The organism is Candidatus Poribacteria bacterium, from assembly GCA_009839745.1.
In the GTDB taxonomy this organism is placed as follows: domain Bacteria; phylum Poribacteria; class WGA-4E; order WGA-4E; family WGA-3G; genus WGA-3G.
This window is the reverse complement of record VXPE01000005.1, coordinates 3261-29296: the sequence shown is the minus strand read 5'-3', so window position 1 is coordinate 29296 and position 26036 is coordinate 3261. Positions and strand designations below refer to the sequence as shown.

The following is a 26036-nucleotide window of genomic DNA, read 5'->3' as shown; positions in this document are numbered from 1 at the left end:
CAACCTAACGATAAAATGAATAAACGGACACACCCCAGATAAGCCGAATCAGGACCCATGTGCCGCCGACAATAAATTGCCCGAGGATGAGTCCCAAAAACAGGGGTAACACGCGGTGATAGAGCCGAATCCCACCGAACCGCAAAATGAGATTCTTGATACCCCAGCTAATCAGCACGGAGAACCAAAGCCAACCGAAGGTCCACATGCTACTCGCCACCGCATAACCGGTAGGATGAAACGGGAACATCGGAAAACGGGTACGCATCCACCACAGCAACCCCGTAAATAGAAAACCGACTCCCATAAACGTCACGGCGGGGATGTCCGTTTCTGTCGGATAGTAGAGCCACGAGCGGAGCATATTGTAACCCCCGCTTCCCAATCCAGGGTTCGCACCTATCTTGTAAGAAACCACCAAGTATGCCCAAAACGAAGCGAGAATCCCAAAAAAGACACCGCACATCAGTGCCACGACCATCCGTCCTGCACGCATATTCGCCACTTCCACGAGTTTAAAACCTTCTAACGTATGAGGCATCGGATGGGCGCGGTACCCACGATTAAACGCGAAATAGAGCGACATCATCGTTAAACTCGGTGGCGGAATCATGCGAGAACCGAGTGAATCTATGATAAATTGTCGGGGGTTAGCGACGAACATCTCATGGGTCGGGGGTCCGACCTCGGCACGGACGCGTGTGATTCCCAACGCAAGCAGATAATAGATGGCGAAATACAAAGCTATCATCCAGATCGCCATCCCGCCACGGTGTGAAAAGATGAAGAGAAAAAGAACACCGCCGATCAATCCTGCCAGTGGCCATCGATAGTCCGTTGAATCTTGCATCTCCGGTGGAAGATTTGTATCTTTTTTCCCGATAAGGTTTCTGAATATGGCATAGAAGTGTTTGCGTCCACCGTAGAGTCCGAAACAGGCGATAGCCAGATACGCACCTACCCCTTGTGGTCCATCATAGGGAAAACCGGGCAAAACTTGAAGTCCCATCGCCCGTCCCAAAATGCGTTCCCCTTTCCAAAACAGGTAGAAAAACCAGAGCGAAAACGACATCTCCAACGGCATTAAAAAAGCAAGCCCTACACCGAATGAGAGAATATAGACAGGGGTCCAGCCCATTGCATCCCACGGTTTCTCGGTGAAATAGATGCCGAGGTCTGCCTTACGAACCGGTATCTCTGGAAACGTTGGAAAGAACGCATGGATGCCGTTAATCAGGTCGATACCCCCCGCAATCGCGAACCCTGCCCACAACATTCTGTTTTTAAAGAGTCTGCCATCTGAGTAGGTCATCTCTATCGGTAGGCGGACAATTGGGTAACTGAGCCGCTCCCGTTCAATCCACTGTTTCCGGAGGAGCAGATCGATGCAAATCATCACCCAAATCAGAACAGACAAAAAAATAGTCCACCATAAAATCGGTTCCCACCATGCTGACAGATACCTTTGTGTATAAAAGGTTGTATCGCCATCGTAGAAATCTTGCAAGACGGACAACTCACTGAGGGTCATCCAATTCGGGAGGTGCCGCCAGAAGAGTTGTTGCCATTCATTTTCGGGAGTCGCAAACCAAAAACCGTTCGGGATCACAGGCACGACCGTCTGCATCATATCATGCCCCGCAATCGCCGATGAGATAGAGAGGATGACGTAGATAGTGAGCAGTTCTCCCTGTCGGAGCGCGAAACGGGGCAATAGCAATTTGAGCAAGAAATTGAGGCACGTCACCACCACCAATGTGACCACCACGTTGTAAATCAGCGACATCGTTGTGGGTAAGGTGCTCCAGTAACGGAGATGGTTCGCCATGATAAAATAGGTGTTGGGCGGTATGAGGACAATGCCGATTAAGATCGCACGGAAGGTTACACCGGGGTGTGCAGGTCGCGGTGTCTCTTGATGGGTTGAGGGATGTTTTGATGTATTTGTCATGCTTTCAATAATATATATTTTCAGAAACGCATCTGTCTCAACAGAATAGGGAAAAGTAACACGGATAGCACACAAAACAATCCGATGTTCCACATCCACAAGTGCGTTGGATCCGCGTCAAGAATTGATAACATCGCACACAGTGGACTCATCGCCGCAAACAACGGGATTGTGTTGAATGGCGGGACTGGAACCAGTGGAAGAAAAGTTGTGAGCAGAACCACACCGTAACTTACGTGCTTTGCCCGAATGGAAGAATTCCATAACGCAAAGCTCACGCCGATAAGGGCATAAAAAATACAACTTACCAATAAGACTGCCCCACATCTCACCAATTGCGCCACTGTCAAACCGCCTATGTAGGTTGAGAGTGCCAACAGTGGAATGGATAGCCAAATACTCCACAGCGTCCACACTACAATTGCACTGAGCTTACCTCCAAGGATTTTCCAATTCGTCAATGGCGTTAGCGCGAGAAATGCGCCGTTCTGCCCATATTCCCGTAGACGTGCTGGATAAGACGTGTGAGTTCTTTCCATACACCACGCCTCAACCGCATGCCGTGGCACCCAAAATTGCACAATCAAAAGAGCGATGATAAAAAGCGTATACGTCTGTTTCCCGACATCTATAGGTTTTCCCGTGCGACTGTCGGCATAGAATTCAACCGTTGCCACGAACAAAAGCAGCGCAAGGACACATATAATCAAAAACTGGATGCGCCGATATTTGGTAGAATTACAATAGCAATGGAGCTCTTTGAGGATGATGGCTAACATATATCTTCAGGGCTTATGTGGCTCTCTTTGCTGACGAGATTTCATTATCTACGGTGTTTTGTAGCGTAAACTTTTAGTTTGCGCAGGCGTAACCGCAATCTAATCGATGATGCGATACAGGAAACAACTTAGATTATTTTCCCATAAATGCCCAAGGTTTTCGTTGACACATTTCCACATAACTGCTATCTTCATTACAAACGAAATAAGGAGACCTCCCATGTCCAAACTTAATATCGCTTTAGTGGGTGCAGGCAGGCGAGGCAGCGCTGCGCATCTACCTGTTATTTCGAAACTCAAACATATTTACAATCTCGTTGCAATTTGCGATATAGACGAGGAAGTGGCAACGCACTACGCCAAACAATATGGGGCGACCCCGTACACCAATGTCCGAGACCTCGTTGCCCATGAACAACTGGATGTCGTTGATATTACTGCCCCGGCTCCCGCACATCACGCGATTGCATGTTTTATGGCGGATGCCGGTGTTCACATCCTTTGTGAAACACCTATTACTGTTACACTCCCCACAGCAGACCTGATAATTGAGCGTGCTAAAGCGAATAATGTCAAACTTGAGATCGCTGAAAACTATTATCGTGTGCCACGTGAGCGGTTTTTATCAAAGGTAATTGAAGCAGACGTTATCGGCGAAGTCGCTCGAATCTACCGAATTTTCCATGAAGGAGGGCATCATGGGATGAGCATGCTCCGCCTCCGTGCGGGGGCTCCTCCAAAATCTATGCTCGGTATCACACAAACAAGCCCTGTCATTCCGATTATCGACCGAATGAAGCGGCAGCATACAAGCGAAAACTGGAGTCTCGGCTTCATTGAATTCGACAACAACGCGACTGCTCTCATGGTGTATTCCAACGTTATCCACGCCCGATCCTTGGGACGCGGACAAACCGGTATTTCGCAGATCGATGGTAGCAAAGGTGCCATCGTCGGTGAGGATATCTACGTAACACCCGCAGACGATCTACAATCTGGCGCACAAGGGATCGCTTACCGTCCCGAGCGAACCACAATTGACGTAGATGGCGTTGAAGTCATTGAGAAGATCGAGTTGCAATTGCCTGAACAAACCGTGACATGGGAAAACCCGCTCAAAGACTATCCCATTCCTGAGAGACAGATGGCAGTCGCAGATGAGCTCCTCAGTATCGCCACGGCTGTGCTTAACGATACGGAACCTGAATACGGCGCAGCACTCGCGCGGCAGGACCAAGAGATGAACATCGCCATGAAAGAATCCGGGAATCGGAGCAGAGAAGCGATTGTTTTCCCTCTGACAGACCTAACAGCAGCAGAGCGCGACACCCACGAAAATTATCAGCAGCAACACGGACATCCGATTGAAGACGTTGAAGCCGGAATTGATACGTTTTTCCCGCGCAGCTAACATCATAGCATATTACGCGTGTGAATTCAAACGTTTTCGCTGAACATCGGATCTCTGCCCAGCAGGCGAGATTTCCTAACCTCGCCTTTATTCACGCACCTCTTGCTGTCCCCGTCCACTTTCTTGATATTTAAACTTGAAACCTTCCTAACTTAATGCTATACTTATTTTAAAATCTCAACGGCGAAAAACAATGTTACAATCCTATACTGCCCTTATCCTGCAAAGCGAAGGATAGTGGATCAGGTGGATATTGGAAGTCCGGCGAAAAAATGAAAAATGTTACACTTTTCACCAAATTATTTTTTTCAAAAAAAATCGCGACAGGAGAGACCCCCAAGGAACCCACACCACCAGTGGGTTCTCAACCGAAACACGCACAGAAATGCCAATTTAAAAATGTTATAAAAACGTAACATTTTGGAACATTAGCACCTATTGGTAGGTTGCCACTGTCTTTCTCAAAAGCTGCTCGCTTTGAACATGTAGGACGAAACCTTCGAGTGGACGATGAAAAACAAATTTTCCGATAATACCTTGAATACAGATAGCGTGCCTGAACGCAACCACGAACCTACAGAAAAAGGCAAAATCAAACTTCTGGATGTCGTCGCGCTCACACAAGATGTCCCTGAGCATAATCTCAAGCGTGGAGACATCGGCACAGTCGTTGAAATCCTTTCAAATGGCGAAGCATACGAGGTTGAATTCAGCAATGCTAATGGGCAAATGTGTAAGTGTGTTAGTTTTCTTGCCTCTCAACTTAGAGGGATTCCGCACGAACAGATAAAAGCGGATGCCAAACTTCAAAGAGATAAACGAGTAAAAGGAATTACAGAAAAGGGAAAAAATGCCGCTGCACAACGTCTCATTAAAGCGATGGAAAAACCACCCCATCTCACGGAAGAAGACATTGAAGTACTGAATCAGTCAATCAAAGAAGGGAAAATATCCATAAAGTTCGATTCGCCCTTTGATTCGGATGAACGGGAGCAATAAGACCTAAACCACGCGCTAATAGGGCAAACAATCTTAGTCTCTCCACTTCTTTTCTGTCAGAAAACCAAAATCAGGCATGTTCGGTTGTATTCTTGAAACTGTTTGATACCATTTTGGTTCTAAGGTATAATAGACTATAAATAAATTTAGCATCTTTTTATTTAAACGTCGAATTGTAATATGCAGGGGGTTCATTATAGCAAGAATGATTGGAGTATCTTGTTATAAGCAGTAAACCTAATCATCTCGATCTTTTTGGAAGGGCATGTAGGATTTCTGAAAGATTCAAGGAAATTGGGAATCATGAACACTAACACAAACTATAAGATTAGACCTGCGGGACGACACATTCTCACCATAGGTCGTGATCTCATTCAGGATAATTATGCCGCTGTTATTGAACTAGTAAAAAACGCTTATGATGCCGACTCACCTCAGGTGGACGTAGAATTTAAGAAGATTCCAAACCTTAGCGAATATTCCATCGTCATCTCTGATCATGGGCACGGTATGTCCAGAGATGATGTCATCAAAAAGTGGCTGGTGCCATCAACCCAGGACAAGGTAGAAAAGCAGCATAGTCGTTCTGGGCGAACACTACAAGGAAGTAAAGGGGTAGGACGCTATGCTGCATCGATTCTCGGTACGAATCTATCACTTAAAACGGTTACCGACGAAGGTGAGAAAACTACAGTACATATTGAATGGTCAGACTTTGAGAAGGGTCAATACCTAGATGATGTAGAAGTATTGGTTAAAACAACACAAGTTTCTGAATCACAAGGAACGTGCTTGACTATAAATGGGGATAGCAAGCTTCTTGTTGATTGGAATGAAGATCGGTTCGACAAACTCCGGTTTGAATTAAAGAAACTAACATCACCTACAATTAGCACATTTAGTCATGAAGATAGTAGCGATGTGTTCCAGATACATTTGACAGTCGAAGGTTTTCCTGGAATGGCGGACATTAAGGAAACCATTGAACCATATCCTCTGCTAGATCTATTTGACTATAAAATTTCAGGGGCCATTGGCAGCAACGGTAAAGGAGTTCTGACCTATACATCGCAGAAAGCCCGTAATATTCTAGATGAGCAGATTCTATTCGATTTTGAAGGGGCTACGAGCTGTGGTGAACTTGACATTGATATCCGAGTCTATGATCGCGACGCGGAAGCCATTACCTCCCTGATTAAACGCGGACTTACGGATGAATCAGGCAACTACGTGAGAAAAAGAGAGGCACGGCAGCTCCTAAACGCAAATAACGGTATCGCTGTTTACCGAAATGGCTTCCGGATCCGACCTCTAGGCGATGCCGAATTTGATTGGCTCAAACTTAATGAGCGTCGTATTCAAAACCCGACTCGCTGTATCGGCAGTAATCAAGCAATTGGATACGTCCAAATTCAGTCCCAGGATCAGTCCGGTTTGATTGAAAAAAGTGCCCGGGACGGACTCAGGGAAAATCGAGCGTTTGAACAATTAAAGAAAGTCACAGAGAAGGTATTAACAGAACTTGAAGTCCGGCGCTATATTTACAGAAGAAAAGAGGGTTTGAGTCGACCTGCCATTAGGGTAGAACAGAGTCTGCAAAGTCTTTTTTCGTCTGATGTCTTGAAACAGAATGTCCAAACACAACTTACCAAAAGGACAGTTGACCAAACAACTACTGACGAAATCATTAAACTTATTAATCAAGATACTGAAGCAAAAAACAAGGTGGTTGACGAAATTCGAGAGGCTGTCGCTATCTACCAAGCCCAAGCTGTCCTAGGGAAAATCGTCCGTGTAATTCTTCACGAAGCTAGCAAGCCTATTGCCTACTTCAACAACCAGACCCATACTCTCAAGCATTGGTGCAAATCATTTCAGAAAACCAAGGATCCGGTGAAGCTTGAGAAAATTGAGAGGATTGCTGACGGTATACACCGAAATGCCAAGGTTTTCGACAAACTCTTTGGCAGACTGAATCCGCTTGCAGTAGGAAAACGCGGGCCAAAGGAGTTATTAGAACTGAAGAAAACGATAGAGGACACTCTTCTGGTCTTTGAACATGAGATGAAATTGCACAATGTGTCTGCAAATGTCATCGGTCCTGATCACTTCAAATTTTCCGCTTGGTATCAGGATATCTATGAAATTTTCACAAATCTTGTGGACAATAGTCTCTATTGGATTGATGCGAAAGAAAGTCCAGTACGGAAAATCATGATCGACATCAAGACCGAAGGGAGTTGTCTTGTTCATATCGACTATCGCGATACTGGACCAGGGATTAAGGCAGCACATATTGACAGCGAGGTAATTTTTGAACCTGACTTTTCCACTAAACCCGGAAGCAAGAGTGGACTAGGACTAGCCATAGCTGGAGAAGCCGCAGATCGCAACGATCTTGAGTTAGTAGCCTTTGAATCTGATAAAGGGGCATATTTCAGGCTCCAACCGAAAGTAGAGGAGGAAAATGAGTGCAATGAAAATTCTACTCATTGAAGACGAAGAAGATCAACGAGAGGCCTTTAAGGAGGCGGTAGAAGTTTTCAATGACGACGAAAACAATCAAGGTGTTGAACCCGATACCGCAGCAAATCTCTCAGAAGCATCAAACAAAATTGATGGATCTTACGACGGTGTAATTATCGATCTGGTATTGGGCAACGATGCAGATGGCGGAAATAAAATCGTTCGCCAACTCGGTGATTCATTTACCAGAATACCTATTATCTTCGTTACAGCTTTCCCGGAGGACGTGGTCGATCACCCATCCATTATCCATACGCGTCGTCGGTCGGATGGAATCTATACATCCGATTTGCTATTGTTCCAGAAAATTTATGACACGGGCCTCACCCGTATCATGGGAGGCAGAGGTCTAATAGAACAACGACTTAATGACGTTTTCCTCAAAAACCTTCTACCGCAGATAAACACTTGGATATCCTATGCAGAAACAGATTCAGAACGAACCGAGAAAGCACTCCTCCGATACGCTCTAAATCACCTCATTCAATTTCTTGAGGAAGACGAGAAACTTTGCTTTCCTGAAGAATTTTACTTGTATCCTTCAGTGTTAGATAGAATTACAACCGGGAGTATAGTAACAGCAGATGACCAATGGTTCGTTGTCCTGAGCCCAGCCTGTGATCTCGTTCCCAGAGGAGAAAACGGTGTGCTCAACACAGATCACATCCTTTTAGTTGAGATCGAAAGCGTAGAGAAGATATTGGGCGGTAGCAAAAGTAAAAACAGAGTCAGCGAACTTTCTGCTAATAGACGCACTTACTATCATTGGCTCCCGCCGACTGATTTTTTTCAGGGTGGGATCCTCAATTTCAGAAGACTAACGACTCTTGACCAAGACGTTTTTGACGGAAAATTCGGAAAACCTACAATTCAGATATCTCCGTCTTTTGTAAAGGATATTGTATCACGCTTTTCCTCGTATTATGCCCGACAAGGTCAACCAGATATTGACAATAAGGATTTTATTGATCGCTACACTACCTAAATTCTCGACCCTACGTAGAAAGAGATCTCTCTATGCCCACACTCGAATTCAAAGGAAAACAACACATCTACGCCCACCACCTCACCGTCCCTTACCGCCCCCTCGAACCCGACAAAACCCGCTCCTGCAACCCGACTGACACAGACGACAACCTCATCATCCACGGCGACAACCTGCACGCCCTCAAAGCCTTGCTCCCGCGCTATGCCAACCGTATCAAGTGCATCTACATCGACCCACCCTACAATACTGGCAACGAGGGCTGGGTCTATAATGATAATGTAAACAGTCCAGTGATGCAGCAATGGCTCACGGAGAACGCACCCGTTGATAACGAAGACCTGGAACGACACGACAAATGGCTCTGCATGATGTGGCCGAGGTTGCACCTGCTCAAAGAATTGCTTTCAGACGATGGGATAATCTTCATCTCCATTGACGACAATGAAGTCCATCATTTACGGATGCTAATGGATGAAATTTTGGGAGATGAAAACTTTCTTGCAGATATTATTTGGCAACATCGCTATGGTAGAAGTAATAATGCCAAATTATTCTCAAACCAACGTGAACATGTTATTGCGTATAGAAAATCCGATGCTGTTTCTCACATTCGGGTTAAGCGGAATGAAGAACTTAATGAAACATATTCTAATCCTGATAATGACCCACGTGGTAGTTGGGTGTCTGCTTCGTATGTCAATCCTGCGACAAAAGAACAACGTCCAAATTTAGTTTATCCGTTAACAAATCCCTATACAGGAGAGTCTGTAAATCATCCTACGCATGCTTGGAAGTACAGCCAAAGCACCCATGAGAAACATGTTACGAAAGATAGGCTTTGGTGGGGACTTGACGGAAATTTGCGCTATCCCCGCCTTAAAAATTTTCTAAGTGAATCTGAAGAAAAAGGGATCGTCCCAATCGATTTAATGTTAGCAGATATTGCTGGGACTACAGATGAAGGAACAAAGCAGTTACAGACTGTCTTCCAAAGCGCAGCCCTTGAGTTCAACAATCCTAAACCTACAAGATTGATCGCAAACTTAATAGGGATTGCCGAAGGTGTATCAAGAAAAAATGACACTATTGTTCTTGACTCATTCGCTGGTAGCGGCACCACTGCCCATGCCGTTCTTGACCTCAATAGAGAAGATGGCGGCAATCGGAAGTTTATCCTCATTGAGTGTGAAGACTACGCCGACACCATCACCGCCGAGCGGGTCCGCCGTGTTATCAACGGGGTTCCCGATGCCCGTGATAATGCCCTCCGCGAAGGCTTAGGCGGCTCCTTTACCTATTGCACCTTAGGGAAACCGATTGAGATTGAAACAATGCTCACCGGAGAGGCGTTGCCCTCATACGCAGCACTCGCCGCCAACCTATTGTATACGACTTCTGGTGCTTCCATAGGCGCGGACACAGTGGGGGCAAAAAATGAGGACGGACTTTTCCACAGCGACGATGAAAACGACTACTATCTCCTCTACAAACCCGACCTTGAATGGTTACGCAGCAACGCCGCTATCCTCAACTTGGAACGCGCAGAACGTATTCGCGATGCCAGCCGCGATACCGGTAGAAAAGCAATCGTGTATGCCGCTGGCAATTACATCGGTCAGCGTGAACTCACACAGATGGGCATTATATTCTGCCAACTCCCCGATGCTCTGCACGAAAGATAAAAAGCCCTGGAATCGAGCATTACATTTTTTTCGTTGACACCCACGCCTAAATATGTTTTACTATCTCCAAAAGGAGACACCACGATGAAAACCATTCTTGTCCTCTTGATACTTCTTTCTGCAACCGCAATGCCAGCAGGCGCAGCGTTGACCGAGGCAGACCTCAATAAGATCCGCTTGATCGTCAAGGAAGAAATTAAAGAGGAACTCAAACCCATAAAAGCCGAGATCGGTTCCATAGAAACGAATATTGACACGCTAAAGTCGGATATTGGCACACTAAAGGAAGGGGTCGCACGGTTAGATGGACGGATGGACGGTGTTGAAAAACAGGTCGCACATGCTACAAATCTAACGTATGGACTCATCGCCCTTATTGTCGCCGCTATTGGTATCCCCACTTGGCTCGGAAAAAAGGATCGCGACCAAGAGCGAAAAATCGAAGAACTCAGGCAGGAAATCGAAACTCTCAAACAACAGAAGATTGTAGGTTCCCCCTGACAAAATAATACAATGCTGGAATTAAAGGAATATCAACGCGGTGCACTTGACGCTTTGGCTCGTTGGTTAGAAGCACTTGAAGATACACAACGTGAGTTAGAAATGATGATCGAAATGTTCAGACAGGCACCGACCGACATTCCGATCCCCGATGAACTGCGCAATTACCCGAAAGCTGCATGGCAAAAATTAAAAGGCAACGGCGGTGTCGCAGCAACCGCAGGCGAATACGTTGACCGCACCGACGAGGCAAACCGTCCTGTCCCACATATCTGTTTTAAAGTGCCAACAGGTGGCGGTAAAACCTTGCTCGCCGCTGCAGCACTGGAACGCCTCCCGTGGCAACGAGGTCTGGTCCTCTGGGTTGTGCCAAGCAAGGCGATCTATAATCAAACCAAAGTCGCCTTATGGGACAAACGACACCCCTACCGTAAGATGTTGAATCGGGCGAGCGCAGGTCGTGTCAAGATGCTGGAAAAGGAGGATACCTTCAACAGAGACGACATCGCCAATTATCTCTGTGTCATGCTGCTCATGCTCCCAGCAACCAACCGACAGAAAGGCAGGGAGTTCCTCCGTATGTTCCGGGATAGCGGACGCTACCCCAGTTTTTACCCCGACAGCGACGATATCTTCGGCAACACCCGTCTGCTAAATGAATACCCCGATCTGGAGTGCCACACGGAAGGTGGACTCGTCAAACAGAGCCTATTTAACGTCTTCAAGATGCTCCGTCCCATTGTTGTTCTGGACGAGGCACACAAGGCTTACGGCGCGAGAAATCGGCAAGCGAACGAAGAATTCGCCAAATCCATCAACCGCCTCGATCCACGCATAGTAATTGAACTCTCTGCCACCCCCAACCGCGGCATCAGCAATCTACTTGTCGATATTGAGGGACCCGACCTGAAAAAAGAGGAGATGATTAAGCTACCGGTGCAAGTGACATCGTTTCCGAATGCTGAGTGGCAATTAACCCTCAGCCAAGCCGCTGACGAACTGGAACGCCTTGATACCGAGGCGAAATCGTATGAGAACAGCACGGGACGGTATGTCCGCCCGATCGCTGTTGTCCGGGTGGAGCGAACTGGCAGGGATCAACGAGACAATGAGCGCATCCACGCTGAGGATGTCCGGGAGTATCTCACACAGAACCTTAGTGTGCCTTCGGATGCAGTCCGCGTCAAATCCGCTGAGAACGATGAACTCGGCAGGGAAAATCTACTCTCCGAATTTTCGCAGGTGCGTTGGATCATCACAAAATCCGCACTGATGGAAGGTTGGGATTGTCCTTTCGCTTATCTCTTGGTGATGCTCGACAATACCCAAGCACAACGGGCAATTACACAACTCGTCGGGCGCGTGATGCGGCAACCGCATGCCCAACTCACCGGTAGAGAATCACTGGATCAGTGCTACGTCTATTGCAATAATGTCGATGTCGGTGCCGTCGTCACGCAGGTGAAGAATGGCTTGGAATCGGAGGGATTGACAGGTTTAGGCGATGAAGTGATGGGCGCGTCGGATTCACGACAAGAGAGCGCACCGCAAGAGGTCCAACAGCAGACAGTCCAACGTCGGAGCCCGTTCCAAAATTCGGAGATTTACCTGCCCGTTGTCCGCCATAGAGATGGTAATAGATGGATTCAGCTTAATTACCAAGCACACATCCTACCGCATATAGATTGGTCAGCAATCGAACCTCCCGATCCACGATCATCTGCCCCGCAGCGTGTCCAACGGCAATCCGCAACAGTTGATATGGGTGAGGTCGCTCCTGTTTTCCGTCCCGAGCAAGAACCCTATATTGATAAAACTGTCAACATTTCCGATTTCGCACGCCGTCTGTCCGACCTTATGCCAAATCTCTGGCAAGCGGCTCGTATCGCACAGCAGCTGCACGAACGCCTTAGCGCAGAAGGGAACACCGAAGCAGACATCTATGACCGGCGTTCTTACCTCGCATATATGCTGCGGGAACATGTAAAAAGCGAAGTCGAGAGGCAAGCAGAACAGGTCTTCCGCAGGAAATTGGACCAAGATGAGATCCGCTTTGACTTGGAGACACGAGAACCGAACTATCGGATGGTGGATAGTTACAACATACAGGTTCGAGAGGACAGACCTCTCTTAAGAAGAGATTATGAGCCTCTGCAGTTAAGCCTCTTTGAATCCGTTTTTGAGCGGCAATTCGATAGCGAATTGGAAAAGAAATTCGCGTATTACCTTGATGAAGAAAGAGCACTGCAATGGTGGCATCGAGTCGCGGCGCGTCAACGGGGTGAGTACTACTTGCAAGGCTGGAAACGCGGACGCATTTACCCTGACTTTGTCGCCATGACGAATGACATCGCGGGCGTAACGCGCGTCTTGATTTTTGACACAAAGGGTGAGCACCTCGAAGGCAATCTTGACACCGAATATAAGCGAAAGGTATTGGAAACACTTGAAGGCGCATTCAACACCGCCGGTAGAATGGTCGTCTACGACAGTCCCAGACGGCAAGGCATCTTCCAGTTGGTATTCAGCGAACAGGAATTTCTGGAAATATCAGCTCGTTTGAATACTGAGTGATATTCTTATTACAAGAAGGATCCCCAAATCCCAATTTCCGACCATCGTCTGCTATTATCCTGTCAATCCTAAAATCCACTTTCACGGAGAGTGTCTATTTGCAACGCTGGGAACTCAGGGACCGCCTACCACCGGAAAATCCTCCGTGAAGCCTCCGTGAATTGCCCTATTTTTCTGACGCAAATCTGAACATAAAGTTACCTTTCCATCGCAACAAAAATCCAAAACTCCATACTTCTGTTGACCAAATGGGCGTCCGGATCATCGGGCAATGCATCGCGTGCTTACTATAAAGCACCGAAATACCCACTTTTTGCGTCCAAATGTCTGATATTTGCTCAATTTGCGTAAGTCCTAAACTGAATACATCGAAAAAATAATTGAGAATAGATTGATTGTGTGCTACACTATAAATAGCAGCAAACTACCACATTTCATTCGAGGAGGAATGCAGATATGGGTGGAATAGGCGGAATGGAGATCTTTATAATCCTGGTCGTCGCACTCGTCATTTTTGGACCGAAAAAGTTGCCCGAAATGGGGCGTTCCCTCGGTAAAGCGATCCGAGAATTTAAGAGCGCGGGTAGTGATCTCCAAGATGAACTGACAAAAGCAGCAGATGAGATTGATAAAGAACCGGATCCGAACATTAAACCTCCGAAACCTTCTTGATGACTCGGATTGCGAGCGGCAGGCACTATGGAATCTACGGAAGCTAACGAAGTTGCAATGACTTTCTGGGAACACCTGGAGGAACTCCGGCGTCGCATTATTATTTCTGCTATCGCGATCGCCGTTTTTACGGTCCTAAGTTTGTCTTTCAGCAAGCCCATTGAAAAGGTAATTAAGTTTCCATTGGGAACTTCGATGAACACGCTCATCGCGAATGCTATTGATGTCGTAGGCGGGACTGAGGGCTCAATACTCGGATTTTTCGCACTCGCTTTGCGATCCGGAACTTCGAGTGTCAACGCAATACTGATGAAGGTGGGTCCCTTGGAAGGTATCATGGCATACCTGAAATTAGGGATAACCACCGGCATTTTGCTGGCACTGCCGATAATCATTTATCAGGTCTGGGCGTTCGTTTTTCCGGCACTCAATCGCGAGGAGCGGCAATTCGCAGTACCGCTGTTTTTGATTATCGTCGTATTTTTCATCTTCGGTGCGGCTTTCGCCTACTTTATTGTCACACCGGTCGTCCTGCAATTCTCCGCGCAGCTGCTGCCAGAGTTACCCAACATGTGGGACCTGGAAAAATATATCAACTTTATAACGCGCTTAATTTTAGGATTCGGTATCGCTTTTGAGTTACCGATAGTTATGGCGTTTCTGTCCCGTATCGGCATCATTGACGCACAGGGCTTCCGTGAGAAGCAAAGTTACGCGTTATTGGGTATCTGTGTCATGTCGGCTCTCTTGACACCTGCCGATCCGGGTTCAATGTTATTGATGGCAATACCACTCTTCGTTTTGTATCAACTCGGTATTTTCTTCGCATACCTTGTCGAAAAGGAGGCAGAAGTATAATGGCTAACGAGCCTTTACAGCAACAACTTGCTTTGTTATACCAATTACAGGAGCGCGACCAAGAACTGTTATCCATCCAGCGAAAACTTCAAGAGATCCCGCGTAGTATTAAACAGTTAGAGTCGGACGTTATAGAGTCTGAAGCAGATATGGCGGCGAAATCGGCAGAGCTCGCAGAGACAGAGAGAGAACAACGCTCCAAAAACGCCGAAATTGAAATGAATGCTGTCCAACGCGAGAAATATCGAGATGAACAACGCGTTGTTAAGACAAACGAGGCTTATAATGCGCTTGAGCGACAAATTGAATATCTTGATAAAGAGGACGGAGAAGCGGAGGATACGATCTTAGTTCTTATGGAGAAAAGCGATCAACTCAAAGAAGAATTGGCACAAGTGGAAGTTGAAGTAAACCAAGAAAGGCAGAAAACTGATACTGAAACCGCACAACTCCAGCAAGAACTCCAGAATTTAAAGACAGAGCGAGATGAAAAGTTGAAACGTCGGAAGGCGTTTCTTCCTAAAATTGAAAAAGGACTCAGAGACGAATATCACCGCTGGATGAAAGCCCAGTTTGCAAACCGGTCCGGCGCAGCGCGAGCGAAAACCGGTTTTGTCGCACTCAGCAAAAGCGGTATCTGCGACAGTTGCCGCATCGCTATTCAACCGCAGACCCTCAAGGAAGCTCAAAAGTATCAGAAACAAGTCTACTGTTCAAGTTGTAAAAGGCTGCTTTACGTCGAGCCTGCTACACCCGATGTGCCATTTCCATAGAAAGGAGATACCCACAACCGATGCCCTTTTTCGTTATTGATGAGCAACCCGAAAAGCAGGTCTTCGATGGCGCACGTCTTCGGACACTTCACGGTGAAAAAATAATGATGTCCTTCGTCAATCTGCAACCGTATAGTGTTGTTGCAGAGCACAGTCATCCACATGAACAGATGGGGATGGTCCTCGAAGGAACATTTGAACTCTCCATTGACGGAGAATCTCGGATACTCAAAAAAGGAGACGCTTACCTTATCCCTTCCAATGTGAAGCACAGTGCCAAGGCGTTTGAAGAGCCCGCTGTTGCTCTCGACATCTTTAGTCCACCACGAGAAGATTACAAGTCATGAAAACGTATCGCGCGATTCAAGAACTTCAAACGACCGGCATTGTCACTGCTGGCATTAGTCTGCGCACTGGCGGCATTAGCCACACACCTTACGCCTCCTTGAATCTCGCTGAACATGTCGGCGACGATCCGAGGGCAGTCGCAACCAACAGAAAAATCCTTTTTCAGCGAACGGGTTTAAAGAATTGGCGGTATTGTCGTCAAGTGCATGGGAACTGTGTGATTGCTGTTGATGACACAACGGGAGCCTCTCTTGAAAATCCCCCAGAGGCAGACGCCCTGGTCTCCGCGTGTCGCGATGTGGCATTGGGAATTTTTACAGCGGATTGTGTCCCTATTTTCATTCTTGATATTGAAACGCCAGCAATCGGTCTCGCGCATGCAGGGTGGCGTGGCACCTTCGCACGAGTTGCGGTGAACACGCTGGCACAAATGAAAGCCTGTTTCGGAACTGTGATTGAAAACTGCCGGGTTCATTTGGGACCCGCTATCCAGAAATGCTGCTATACCGTCAGCACAGAATTGCTGACACAATTTGCTGAACGCTTCGGCTGCAGCGTCCACGATGGAACACACTTGAATCTACAGGCTGCCAATGTTAACCAATTAGTTGAAGCAGGTTTACCCTCCACTTCCATCTCAATATCTCCACTTTGCACCGCTTGTCGCACAGACCTTTTTTATTCACATCGGGCTGAGAACGGACAAACAGGTAGGATGCTCTCATATATCCAACTTGATACTGAATAGAGACGGGCATCCTCAGATGGAAAATTTGCTTTTCTCGTAAAAATATAGTATCATTATTAATATATATTGTAGATGCCATAAATGAATATCAGTATCAGCGGCGTCCCCAGTCGAAACCTCACTACAATTTGTAACGTTATTTTTCTTAGATGTTCCAACCTGTTTAGGGCAATGATTTCTTAAATTCGTTGTTAGGTAATAATTTGGCATACGCCGGAAAGAATTGAAGATGCGCGTGCTCTTCGCGACGTTATCAATCGTTACAGGTTTGATCGGACTTGTTTTTATTATACAAGGCGGCAACCACCCTTCCAAGTATCAGGAAGTTTTGTCCGAAAATGTGAGTGCCGTGCAAGTCACGCAGGTTTATACGGAGGCAACACATAAGATAACCGTTGGTATTGGGATTGTTAGTATAGCCGTCTTGGTCGCTGTCATTGGTATACTCTTTCACACAAGCAAGCCTTTAAATCCAGATCCGCCATCAACAGACAATCTTGAAAGTTGACAAACCCTTTTAATTGTGGAATTGAAAAATTGAACTCGATTGTTGAGAATCTTTCCAGGGTCAATGAACGGATTGCCAACGCTGCAGAACGGAGTAAACGCACACGCGATTCAATAACGCTCGTTGCTGTTACGAAAGGGCGTGCGGTGGCAGAAATTCAGACAGCTCTCGCTGCAGGGGCAACGGATATAGGTGAAAACCGTGTGCAGGAAGCGCAACAGAAGTACACGCCGGTCAATGCCTTTGTGGATGCTACAGGGGCTGATGCCACTCGTAACGCATGCCGATGGCACCTGATTGGACATCTGCAAAGAAATAAGGTTAAAACCGCAGTGGAGATGTTTTCACTGATTCATTCAGTTGACAGTTTGCGGCTTTTAGCAGAAATAGCACGTCGGTCTGAACAACGCTCACAACGAACAGATGTTTTAATTCAAGTAAATACCACGCGCGAGGCAAGTAAATACGGGGTGGCAGCGGAGGATGTCCTTCAGTTCATGGAAGACGCACAGGTATATCCGGCCGCGCACATTGTTGGGTTGATGACAATGGGGCAGTTAACACCTTCACCGGACGCAAACCGTCCCGCATTCGCCTTGCTGAGATCGATTGCTGAAAAAATAGAAGCCCAAAAATTTCCCGGAGTTACCCTGGAGTATCTCTCTATGGGGATGACAAACGACTTTGAGGTAGCCGTTCAAGAAGGCGCGAACCTCGTTAGAATCGGCAGGGCGATTTTTGAGGTTTCAGAAAACAGCCAGTAGTTAAAGAGAGTTCTGACCGAACCGCAAGGAATAATTAAAATATGGAGTTAGGTGTAATAGGCGTTGGAAAGATGGGCGGCATTATCGTCCGAAGTATCGCTGACACGGTCTTTCCCGCGAAACAAATCTGGGTTACCGACCTTGATAATACCCTTGTCCAGCAGCTGTGTGATGAAAAGGGAACTAACAGGGCAAGCGATATCGCTGCTTTGGTAGAAAACACCGAAGTTATTCTTTGTGCTGTTACGCCTCCAGCAGTCCCACACGTTTTACCACAGGTTGCACGCACCTTGTCAGCATCGCAATGGCTCATTAGCATCGCAGCGGGTGTTACAACGACAACGCTTGAATCCTACTTTGACAACGCACCACCCGTCGTTCGGGTGATGCCGAATATTTCAGCATCCGTGGGTGCGGCAATCTCCGTACTCACGGCTGGCAGGGCAGCGAATCAGGAACATCTCGAAATAGCACAGAAAATTTTCGACGCGTGTGGTACCTCTTTAGTGATGGATGAACGCCATCTTGATGCTGTCACGGGGGTAAGTGGGAGTGGACCCGCCTATGTCGCACTCTTCATTGAAGCGTTAGCGGATGCCGGCGTTCATGTTGGTTTACCACGTGCGGATGCACAGAAACTTGCTACCCATACAGTCTTAGGGGCAGCGACTATGTTAATTGAGACGCAGGAACACCCCGCTGCGCTCAAGAACCGTGTTACCACACCAGGTGGAACAACCGCTGCCGGACTACACGCCTTAGAACGCGGCGGTTTACGAGCAACGCTTACAGAAGCTATCCTCGCTGCGACGGAGCGAGCAAAGCAACTTGGGAGTACGTAATCAGTTTACGAGGGATTTTAGGAAATAATGGATATGTTCGCTTGGTTCATCAGTGAACTGCTTGAAATTTATACAATAGTGGTTTTCGCGAATGCCGTACTTTCTTGGTTTGTTTTTGGCACTCAGAACTCAGTCGTTAGGCAACTCTATTGGTGGACAAGTCGCCTCGTAGATCCAGTTTTAAATCCCATTCGGAACGCACTCGGACCGGTAACTCGGAATTTTGGTATTGACATTTCACCTTTTGTGCTGATCCTTCTGTTACAGTTTCTGGCAGGTGTGATCTGGTGATAGATGGCAGCAATGCCAAACAGTTAATTAGGACTTACACAAACTGCGCGTTTGTAGCATAAACTTTTAGTTTGTGTCATACGAAAAATATGAGAAAACGAAATTCCACCACAAAAAGCACGACGCGTAAACGCGGCAAATCCACGAAACCGAAAGAGCCACCGCAGTTGACAGACCGCGAAAGGGAAAACGCCGTTCTGGAAATTTGGCAGACCGCGAATGTATACCCACTCGCGAGCAAAAAATCTGGGGCTGTAGACCACAGTGCCGTCAAGGCAAGTGCTACACAGCACCCCCACTCCTCCCAGACAGACACCTATGTCCTTCGCGAGATACCCACCTCCGTCGATGCACTCACTCTTAGCACCCTTTGTAGAAAAGTTTGTCAAGACATCTTCCTTAAAGCAGAATTAATGCAAGGACATCAGGTCACATACGTGCCTGCATGGGAGACCTATCCCCTTTGGATTGAGGAAGACGTTACTGAGGCTGCAAAATCCAAAACGCCAATCAAGTTATCTGTCCTCCGAAAGCGATGTCGCGCACGACATAAACAGGAATTGGAAGTCCAAAAACAGAAATTCCATCAACTCGGTATCTTCGCGGATTGGGATGCTGCACAGAAAACCCTCGAATCGCGACAGGAAGCAAGGCTTATTGCGCTTATTAGTCGACTCCGCGATTCTGACTATCTGCACGACTTGCCGCAGCTAAGTCCGTGGTGTCCCAACTGCACTGTCCCGATCAGTCAAACGAATCTCGTCCAAATACCGACACGCACCTTGAAGGGCTACGTAAAGTTTCCTTTCACTGTCGGGTTAGAGGAATTTGGCGTAGATGTCTTCTTCTGTCTCCAAATACCGCACCTCTGGGAAATAGCGGGAATCGTTAAACTCGGAATTACCGAGGATACGACCTATTGGCTCACCCAATGGCAAGACGAATACCTACTTTTTGCGGAACCGCAGCTCAAACACTTTACGAAACACCTTCCAAAAGGACAATCCAAACCGAAACCTATTACAAAAATCAAAGCCTCTGAACTCGCACAATGCGCTGTGGCGCATCCACTGTTTGCGTCAAAAGACTTGGAAATTACACTCATTCCTGAAGCCTTAGCAACGGATGCCGTTGATGATGAATCAATATCTTCCCTAAAATCCGGGGTTATGCCCTTAAACCCAGCACATCATCTGCCGAGTTACAACATCGCCCAGGCATTAAACATGAATACTATGCCTGTTTTTGATGAAACCGGAAGGTTCACCGAAGAGGCTGGGCAGTTGTGCGGTTTGTATCTGTTTGATGCTGAGAAATTTATTGTGCCACAATTGGAGAAGTGCGGTTATCTCCTTGAGACCCAAAGAAGCGAAATGCCTGAGCCGCATTGTCCGCGCTGTGAAGAAGTGGCTGTGTCCCGCCCCTGTTCAAAATGGGTGTTCTCTCTCTCCAAAAACCACGCCACTACCCAGCTCCTCAACGCCCCAGAATATTGGGATAATTACGGTGACACGGAGCATAAAGGTATTCGCGAGGTCCAAAAAGCCGTCCTTGATTTTGAGGATTTGCAGGTTTCAGCACAACGCCAATGGGGAATGCCCCTGCCAATTCTCCTCTGCGACCAGTGTGATGAGCCGCTGACCGATAAAAATACCCTCAACGCAATCCGGAATTCTATACAACGCGGGTTTGAATTCTGGTTCCGTTTGAGCGTTGAGGAACTTTTGCCTGTTGATACACGGTGTCTAAACTGTAATTCGAGCGATTTTCGCAAAGAAGCGACGCTCATTGATAGCCATTTCGCCAATCTACTGCAGATCATTGACAACTCTGATTTCAAGAGACCGCTCGGTGGGCACACCAGTGTCATGTTTGTACCGCAAAACGATACAGCGGATTCAAAATGGACAAAATGGTTGGCTGAAATCAGTGTTATCTCCGCATCACTTAGTAGAAGCCGTCCAATTAAAGAAAGCCAGCCCTTTAAGCAACTAAAGCTTAACACAATGCCAAAAGTTGGTGAGGAAATACAGATACAAGACGGATTTCTCAACGAATATCCAGCGGATGTGGCACGCTTGGTTGCAATAACGCCTAAGGTCGGAACAGAGCGCGTCAGTCCCAAGTCCCTGGATAAACTTGCAGAGAGCTACCTCGGTCAATACGAGCAATTACACGAACTATTGGAGAATATCAGTAATTCCGTCTACCATTTTGGGAAAGGTCCTCAAGGTGAAAGATTGAAAAAACGGAAAGCAGAGGAAAGGGTGGAAGATTGGAAGAATGGTCCCCCCACCCTTCTATCCTTCCACCCCTCCAAACTTCTTCCGATCGATGCGTTGGCGATAATCGTTACCTATCAGCTTTTACAGGAGGTCCAGCAGGCTTACCAAGACGGGAATTTTCATGAAATGTGGACACTGTTAACCAATTTCTGCGAAGACGATCTGCATTTTTATCTCCGCACCATAGAGTCGCGTCCCGCTAAAACTGGACCCGTGGCACAAGCTACCTTGGTACACATCGCGACTGTGCTCCTGCAACGGTTGGCACCCTTGACACCTTTTTTGGCAGAACATTTCTATCATCTCATTCCTACAGAGGATATAACGAATAAACAGAGCATTTTTCAGAATAATTGGCACCTACTCTCACCGATTATTGAGAAAACGCTACAGGTTTCCGATATAGAGACGGATGATGCAAAAGCGGAATGGGAGGCGCTTAAGAATGCCCACGATGCAGGATCCTAAAAAAAATACATGGCAGACGCTTCTACCCTTAATCGGTGTGGCGATTCCAGTGTTGATACTAGATTGGGTCAGTAAATGGCTGGTGCAGAACCATATCGCGCAGGTTACAGAGGTTATTCCGATTATTCCGGGATTTTTCAACCTTCGGCACGATAGAAATACAGGCGCGGCTTTTGGGGTGCTTGCTGGACACAGGGTCTTACTGATTCTCATTACTATTGTCGCTTTAGCCTTCATTTTTGCTTATTATCTTCGATTCAGAGAGAGCCGTTGGATGCAAGTCGCTCTCGGTTTTCTGCTCGGCGGTGCCGTTGGAAATTTCATTGATCGCCTCTATTTGGGTGAGGTTGTCGATTTCCTGCAATTCGGTATAGCTGATAAGGGGCTCTTTTGGCCGACTTTTAACGTTGCGGATGTTTCCGTCTGTATTGGAGCCGGGATGTTAATTGTTTACCTTTTTCAAAACCGCGATCAACACCAGGAAACTTGACCAGGATTTTTATGATTGATGTGATTCACTATGATGAAATCTCCGATAATCAGGGTTCTGGCTTGTTCCAATCGTCAGGGAAAATAATCCATGTGTAAATTGAGTGTTCGATTATTCTTGTTTAGCCTAATCTTTCTTTCCTTAGGGATCCCACACGCAAAAGCGCAACTTCATTCCGACGATCACGAATCGGAGGCAGGACATACGCATTCAGAGGAATATAGCGAAAGTGCTTTGCGACGCTTTGAGATCATTACTTTGAGTTCCCTCCCATTTACCGCGATTCACAGTTACGGCGTAATGCGATTGGTGAAAATGTTGCGTGAAAACCAATTCGCACCTGAGCTATCCACACAAGACTATCGCATAATTGGCATCGGGGCTGTTTCATTTTCTCTGTTTATTGGGGTATGGGATTGGTGGCATACCCGTAACGTTGACCGATCGGCACCGCGTGTACCTGAACCAAAAACACCGCCACCGCCTGAGGATGAGGATCCCGTGGACGGTCCTCTTACACGGTTGTCCGATGCCGACCCGTATGTAGCGAGATATAGAAATAAGTCGCTACAGGACTCGATGAATAAAGGACTCAACGGATGGGCAAATGACCAGGCTGTCGGTTTTGCGGTGCCACTCATTCAAATTCGTTTCTAACTCGTAGGTTTAAACGAAGTCCGTTTATAGATTTTAGAACACTTTGCAACTTTCTACCAGACGCGTCGCCTGCAACAACGGCGCAGGCGACTCTTGAGAAGAGCACGTCAAAGTCCAAACTTGGGTTGTTTCTCCGCAAGGAATAATTAAAAGTGCGTATTCTGTTTATGGGGACCAGTGAGTTTGCCGTTCCAGCGCTCAAAGAACTCATCGCCCACACATTTGAACTCATCGGTGTCGTCACACAACCCGACCGACCCAGCGGACGCGGAAAACGGCTCACTCCGTCACCTGTCAAAGGAGTCGCTACAGCGCATACGATACCGGTCTATCAACCTGAGAAGGCGAGAAATCCAGGTTTTGTGCGGACGCTTAAACGTCTCACTCCAGATGTGATTGTTGTTGCTGCCTTTGGGCAAATCCTTCCCCAAACTATTTTGGATATTCCGTCCTGTGGCACCATCAATGTGCATCCCTCTCTTCTTCCAAAGTATCGCGGTGCCGCCCCAATTCAGTGGGCACTCATTAATGGTGAAACCGAGACAGGTGTGACACTGATGTTACTCGATGCCGGGGAGGATACAGGTGATATTATTTCCGCAGACCGAGTCCCGATCCGAGACGAAGATACTGCTTTCACATTGACGAGACAGTTGGCGCAACTCGGGGCAAATCAGCTTGTCCGATGTTTATCCAATATGCCGGTTGGAGAACCACCATCGGCAATCCCACAGAACGACGCAGAAGCAACGCATGCCCCGCGATTGACGAAGGAAATCGGGCGAATTGATTGGAATCAACCGGCGATCACAATTCACAATTTGGTCAGAGGGACAGCAGTCTGGCCCGGTGCTTATACTTTCTTCCGCGAGAAACTTCGGCTGAAAATTGTGCGTTGTCAACCCCTGCCACAGAAACTTGATCGACGGCCCGGGACCCTTGAAATAGCCGAAAGACAAAAACTCCTCGTTGCCACGGCAGAAGGCACGCTCCAATTGTTGGAAATTCAACCTGCAACCAAAAAATCTATGGAAGCCCACGATTTTATTAACGGGTACCAGTTGCAAACAGGCGAGTTTTTTAATTATTGAGGTAGAATTAAAAAATGAATAGTCTAAACAACACCCTATTTGCATCATTCAAGGTTCTCCTATATTTCTTGATTGTCTTCGGTATAATTGGGGTCTTAGCCATTTTCTTCATTATTCCGAATTGGATCAGAACCGAAGAGGTCCTTGTTCCCAACATTACCGGCGAAAGCTACTATGAAGCCGTGCGAATTCTGGGTGAGGCGGGGTTACAGCCCGCAAAAACCATTCAAGAAGCGAGCAGCGATGCACCGAAAGGTGAAATCGTCTCACAAAATCCAGAGGCAAACTTTAGAATAAAATCATATCAGCCCGTTGAAATCACAGTGAGCATAGGAGCGGAGTTAGTCCCCGTTCCCTCCGTCATTGGGAAATCGCGAGATGCCGCTTTTGATACCCTGACGAGCGCGGGTTTTCGTCCAAATCGAGTTGCCTTCGTCCATTCTGAAGATTATCTGCAGGATACGGTTATCGCACAAACACCGCCAGAAGGAGGCGGACAACGCCGCGGCAATCCTGTGAATCTTTTAGTGAGTCGTGGACCGAGACCACAAGTGGTCCAACTTCCGAATTTCCAAGGTCAGCTGGCTGCCAATGTGGTTGCTGCCCTGGAAGCAGTAGGACTCAAGATTGAGACTGAATACAGTTCACACCCTAAAATTCCCCAAGGTGCAATTATCACGCACGAACCTGTAGGTGGCGTGATGGTGAGAACTGGAGACCGCATTCTACTCGAAATTAGTGGTGTACAAGGAACTACTGCAAACATTAGCAGACCCTTACCCTTCACGTATACGGTGAGTGAAGAAGGGAAACTTTCACGTCACATCAGGATTGTTATAATTGATGCCTACAGTGAGCGCATTGAGGTCGATCAACGCTACGCCCCCGGGACAGTGATTGATTTGGAACAGAAGGGGATTCGCGTCTTTGGCAAAGCACGGGTGATCGTCTACGAGGATGATGAAAAATTACCTGAAGTGGTTTATAGATAGAACGCCGCTAAAGGAGATTACAGATTTTTACGCCTAAAATTGCGCCTTCATTACTCGCTGCAGATTTCAGTCGTCTTGGCGAAGAGGTCAAGCGGATCGTCACGGCTGGGGCAGATATGCTCCACTTCGACGTGATGGACGGTGAATTTGTGCCAAATTTCGCTATCAGTCCACCCTTTATCGCGGCTGTTCGCGAGATCACCGATGTGCCTTTTGATGTCCATCTTATGGTGACACACCCGCTGTGCTATATCGATGCCCTTGCAGCAGCTGGTGCAGATCTGGTTACCTTTCACATCGAAAGTGCCGATAAACCCAACGAAGTAATTTCGGAGATCAAAGCACACGGGCTTAAACCCGGTTTAGCACTTTGTCCGAAGACACCCGTCTCATCGGTTACACCTTACCTGTCGGACATTGACTTGGTCCTACCAATGAGTGTTGAACCTGGGTTCGGAGGCCAACCTTTTCAGCGGGATACACTCAAAAAAATAGCAACATTACATCGAATAGTTCAAGAAATGACGTTGCTTCTTGACATTTCCGTTGATGGTGGTGTAACGACAGAAATCGCGCCTCTCGCGATTCATCACGGCGCAACCGTCCTCGTCGCAGGAACCGCTATCTTCCGCAGTCAGCAACCGGAGACGGTTATTCAAAAGTTGCGCACTCCTGCAACGGATGACGAAGGTTTGTAGTCCCAAGCAACGCGCCGGGACGGCTCAACGGAAAAGGATTCGACGCTGCCAACTCACCTCACCGAACCGCAAGGAACATTTAAAGGACGGTTATTCAAAAGTTGCGCACTCCTGCAACGGATGACGAAGGTTTGTAGTCC

The 26036-nt window shown here is 47.2% G+C and carries 24 protein-coding genes; 22 read left to right on the top strand and 2 right to left on the bottom strand.

Translation table 11 applies throughout. The features are described from left to right. Positions 1 to 4: 4 nt before the first annotated feature. Both F4X88_00980 and F4X88_00975 read right to left on the bottom strand, forming a co-directional pair. Positions 5 to 1951, bottom strand: a complete 1947-nt coding sequence (locus tag F4X88_00980) for a hypothetical protein (protein MYA54844.1) — start codon at positions 1949 to 1951, stop codon at positions 5 to 7. A gap of 20 nt (positions 1952 to 1971) precedes the next feature. Next, the gene (locus F4X88_00975; GenBank protein ID MYA54843.1) at positions 1972 to 2730 is read right to left on the bottom strand and encodes a hypothetical protein; all 759 of its coding nucleotides are present in this window, start codon (positions 2728 to 2730) and stop codon (positions 1972 to 1974) included. A 106-nt stretch (positions 2731 to 2836) separates the two neighbouring features. On the opposite strand from F4X88_00975, the gene F4X88_00970 reads away from it, so the two are divergent. From F4X88_00970 to rpe, 22 genes are all read left to right on the top strand, one after another. Beyond that, positions 2837 to 4141: a Gfo/Idh/MocA family oxidoreductase gene (locus F4X88_00970; GenBank protein MYA54842.1), complete on the top strand. Its 1305-nt coding sequence runs from the start codon at positions 2837 to 2839 to the stop codon at positions 4139 to 4141. A gap of 510 nt (positions 4142 to 4651) precedes the next feature. Further along, positions 4652 to 5140 carry a DUF4926 domain-containing protein gene (locus tag F4X88_00965; protein ID MYA54841.1) on the top strand — a complete coding sequence of 163 codons (489 nt, stop codon included), beginning with the start codon at positions 4652 to 4654 and terminating at the stop codon, positions 5138 to 5140. 303 nt (positions 5141 to 5443) lie between these two features. Further along, positions 5444 to 7636: a sensor histidine kinase gene (locus tag F4X88_00960; GenBank protein ID MYA54840.1), complete on the top strand. Its 2193-nt coding sequence runs from the start codon at positions 5444 to 5446 to the stop codon at positions 7634 to 7636. Beyond that, the gene (locus F4X88_00955; protein ID MYA54839.1) at positions 7608 to 8651 is read left to right on the top strand and encodes a response regulator; all 1044 of its coding nucleotides are present in this window, start codon (positions 7608 to 7610) and stop codon (positions 8649 to 8651) included. The genes F4X88_00960 and F4X88_00955 overlap by 29 nt, the downstream gene beginning before the upstream one ends. Positions 8652 to 8683: 32 nt before the next feature. Beyond that, complete coding sequence (locus F4X88_00950; GenBank protein MYA54838.1) at positions 8684 to 10336, top strand: site-specific DNA-methyltransferase; 1653 nt, start codon at positions 8684 to 8686, stop codon at positions 10334 to 10336. An 84-nt stretch (positions 10337 to 10420) separates the two neighbouring features. Next, positions 10421 to 10837 (top strand): hypothetical protein, encoded by a 417-nt coding sequence (locus tag F4X88_00945; GenBank protein MYA54837.1) that lies wholly within the window; start codon positions 10421 to 10423, stop codon positions 10835 to 10837. 12 nt (positions 10838 to 10849) lie between these two features. After that, positions 10850 to 13411 carry a restriction endonuclease subunit R gene (locus F4X88_00940; protein ID MYA54836.1) on the top strand — a complete coding sequence of 854 codons (2562 nt, stop codon included), beginning with the start codon at positions 10850 to 10852 and terminating at the stop codon, positions 13409 to 13411. A gap of 456 nt (positions 13412 to 13867) precedes the next feature. Further along, a complete protein-coding gene (locus F4X88_00935; protein ID MYA54835.1) occupies positions 13868 to 14083 on the top strand; it encodes a TatA/E family twin arginine-targeting protein translocase in 216 nt (71 codons plus the stop codon). A gap of 27 nt (positions 14084 to 14110) precedes the next feature. Further along, on the top strand, positions 14111 to 14941 hold the full coding sequence (gene tatC / locus F4X88_00930; protein MYA54834.1) for a twin-arginine translocase subunit TatC: 831 nt from the start codon (positions 14111 to 14113) through the stop codon (positions 14939 to 14941). Then, positions 14941 to 15714 (top strand): hypothetical protein, encoded by a 774-nt coding sequence (locus tag F4X88_00925; GenBank protein MYA54833.1) that lies wholly within the window; start codon positions 14941 to 14943, stop codon positions 15712 to 15714. Before tatC ends, F4X88_00925 begins: the two co-directional genes overlap by 1 nt. A 20-nt stretch (positions 15715 to 15734) precedes the next feature. Next, positions 15735 to 16061 carry a cupin domain-containing protein gene (locus tag F4X88_00920; protein MYA54832.1) on the top strand — a complete coding sequence of 109 codons (327 nt, stop codon included), beginning with the start codon at positions 15735 to 15737 and terminating at the stop codon, positions 16059 to 16061. Then, complete coding sequence (gene pgeF / locus F4X88_00915; GenBank protein MYA54831.1) at positions 16058 to 16810, top strand: peptidoglycan editing factor PgeF; 753 nt, start codon at positions 16058 to 16060, stop codon at positions 16808 to 16810. Before F4X88_00920 ends, pgeF begins: the two co-directional genes overlap by 4 nt. 229 nt (positions 16811 to 17039) lie before the next feature. Then, complete coding sequence (locus tag F4X88_00910; protein MYA54830.1) at positions 17040 to 17318, top strand: hypothetical protein; 279 nt, start codon at positions 17040 to 17042, stop codon at positions 17316 to 17318. Between the two features lie 29 nt (positions 17319 to 17347). Beyond that, positions 17348 to 18082, top strand: a complete 735-nt coding sequence (locus tag F4X88_00905) for a YggS family pyridoxal phosphate-dependent enzyme (GenBank protein ID MYA54829.1) — start codon at positions 17348 to 17350, stop codon at positions 18080 to 18082. Positions 18083 to 18123: 41 nt separating this feature from the next. Then, complete coding sequence (gene proC / locus F4X88_00900; GenBank protein MYA54828.1) at positions 18124 to 18924, top strand: pyrroline-5-carboxylate reductase; 801 nt, start codon at positions 18124 to 18126, stop codon at positions 18922 to 18924. 27 nt (positions 18925 to 18951) lie between these two features. Next, positions 18952 to 19215, top strand: a complete 264-nt coding sequence (locus tag F4X88_00895) for a YggT family protein (protein MYA54827.1) — start codon at positions 18952 to 18954, stop codon at positions 19213 to 19215. Positions 19216 to 19304: 89 nt separating this feature from the next. Continuing rightward, positions 19305 to 21968, top strand: coding sequence for a class I tRNA ligase family protein (locus tag F4X88_00890; protein MYA54826.1), 2664 nt, complete (start codon positions 19305 to 19307; stop codon positions 21966 to 21968). Beyond that, a complete protein-coding gene (lspA, locus tag F4X88_00885; protein ID MYA54825.1) occupies positions 21913 to 22458 on the top strand; it encodes a signal peptidase II in 546 nt (181 codons plus the stop codon). The genes F4X88_00890 and lspA overlap by 56 nt, the downstream gene beginning before the upstream one ends. Positions 22459 to 22548: 90 nt before the next feature. Continuing rightward, positions 22549 to 23115 carry a hypothetical protein gene (locus F4X88_00880; protein ID MYA54824.1) on the top strand — a complete coding sequence of 189 codons (567 nt, stop codon included), beginning with the start codon at positions 22549 to 22551 and terminating at the stop codon, positions 23113 to 23115. A gap of 152 nt (positions 23116 to 23267) precedes the next feature. Next, positions 23268 to 24206 (top strand): methionyl-tRNA formyltransferase, encoded by a 939-nt coding sequence (locus tag F4X88_00875; GenBank protein MYA54823.1) that lies wholly within the window; start codon positions 23268 to 23270, stop codon positions 24204 to 24206. 14 nt (positions 24207 to 24220) lie between these two features. After that, entirely contained in the window at positions 24221 to 25198 is a 978-nt protein-coding gene (locus F4X88_00870; GenBank protein ID MYA54822.1) for a PASTA domain-containing protein, read from the top strand. Positions 25199 to 25221: 23 nt separating this feature from the next. Continuing rightward, positions 25222 to 25896, top strand: a complete 675-nt coding sequence (gene rpe, locus F4X88_00865) for a ribulose-phosphate 3-epimerase (protein MYA54821.1) — start codon at positions 25222 to 25224, stop codon at positions 25894 to 25896. Positions 25897 to 26036: the final 140 nt, after the last annotated feature.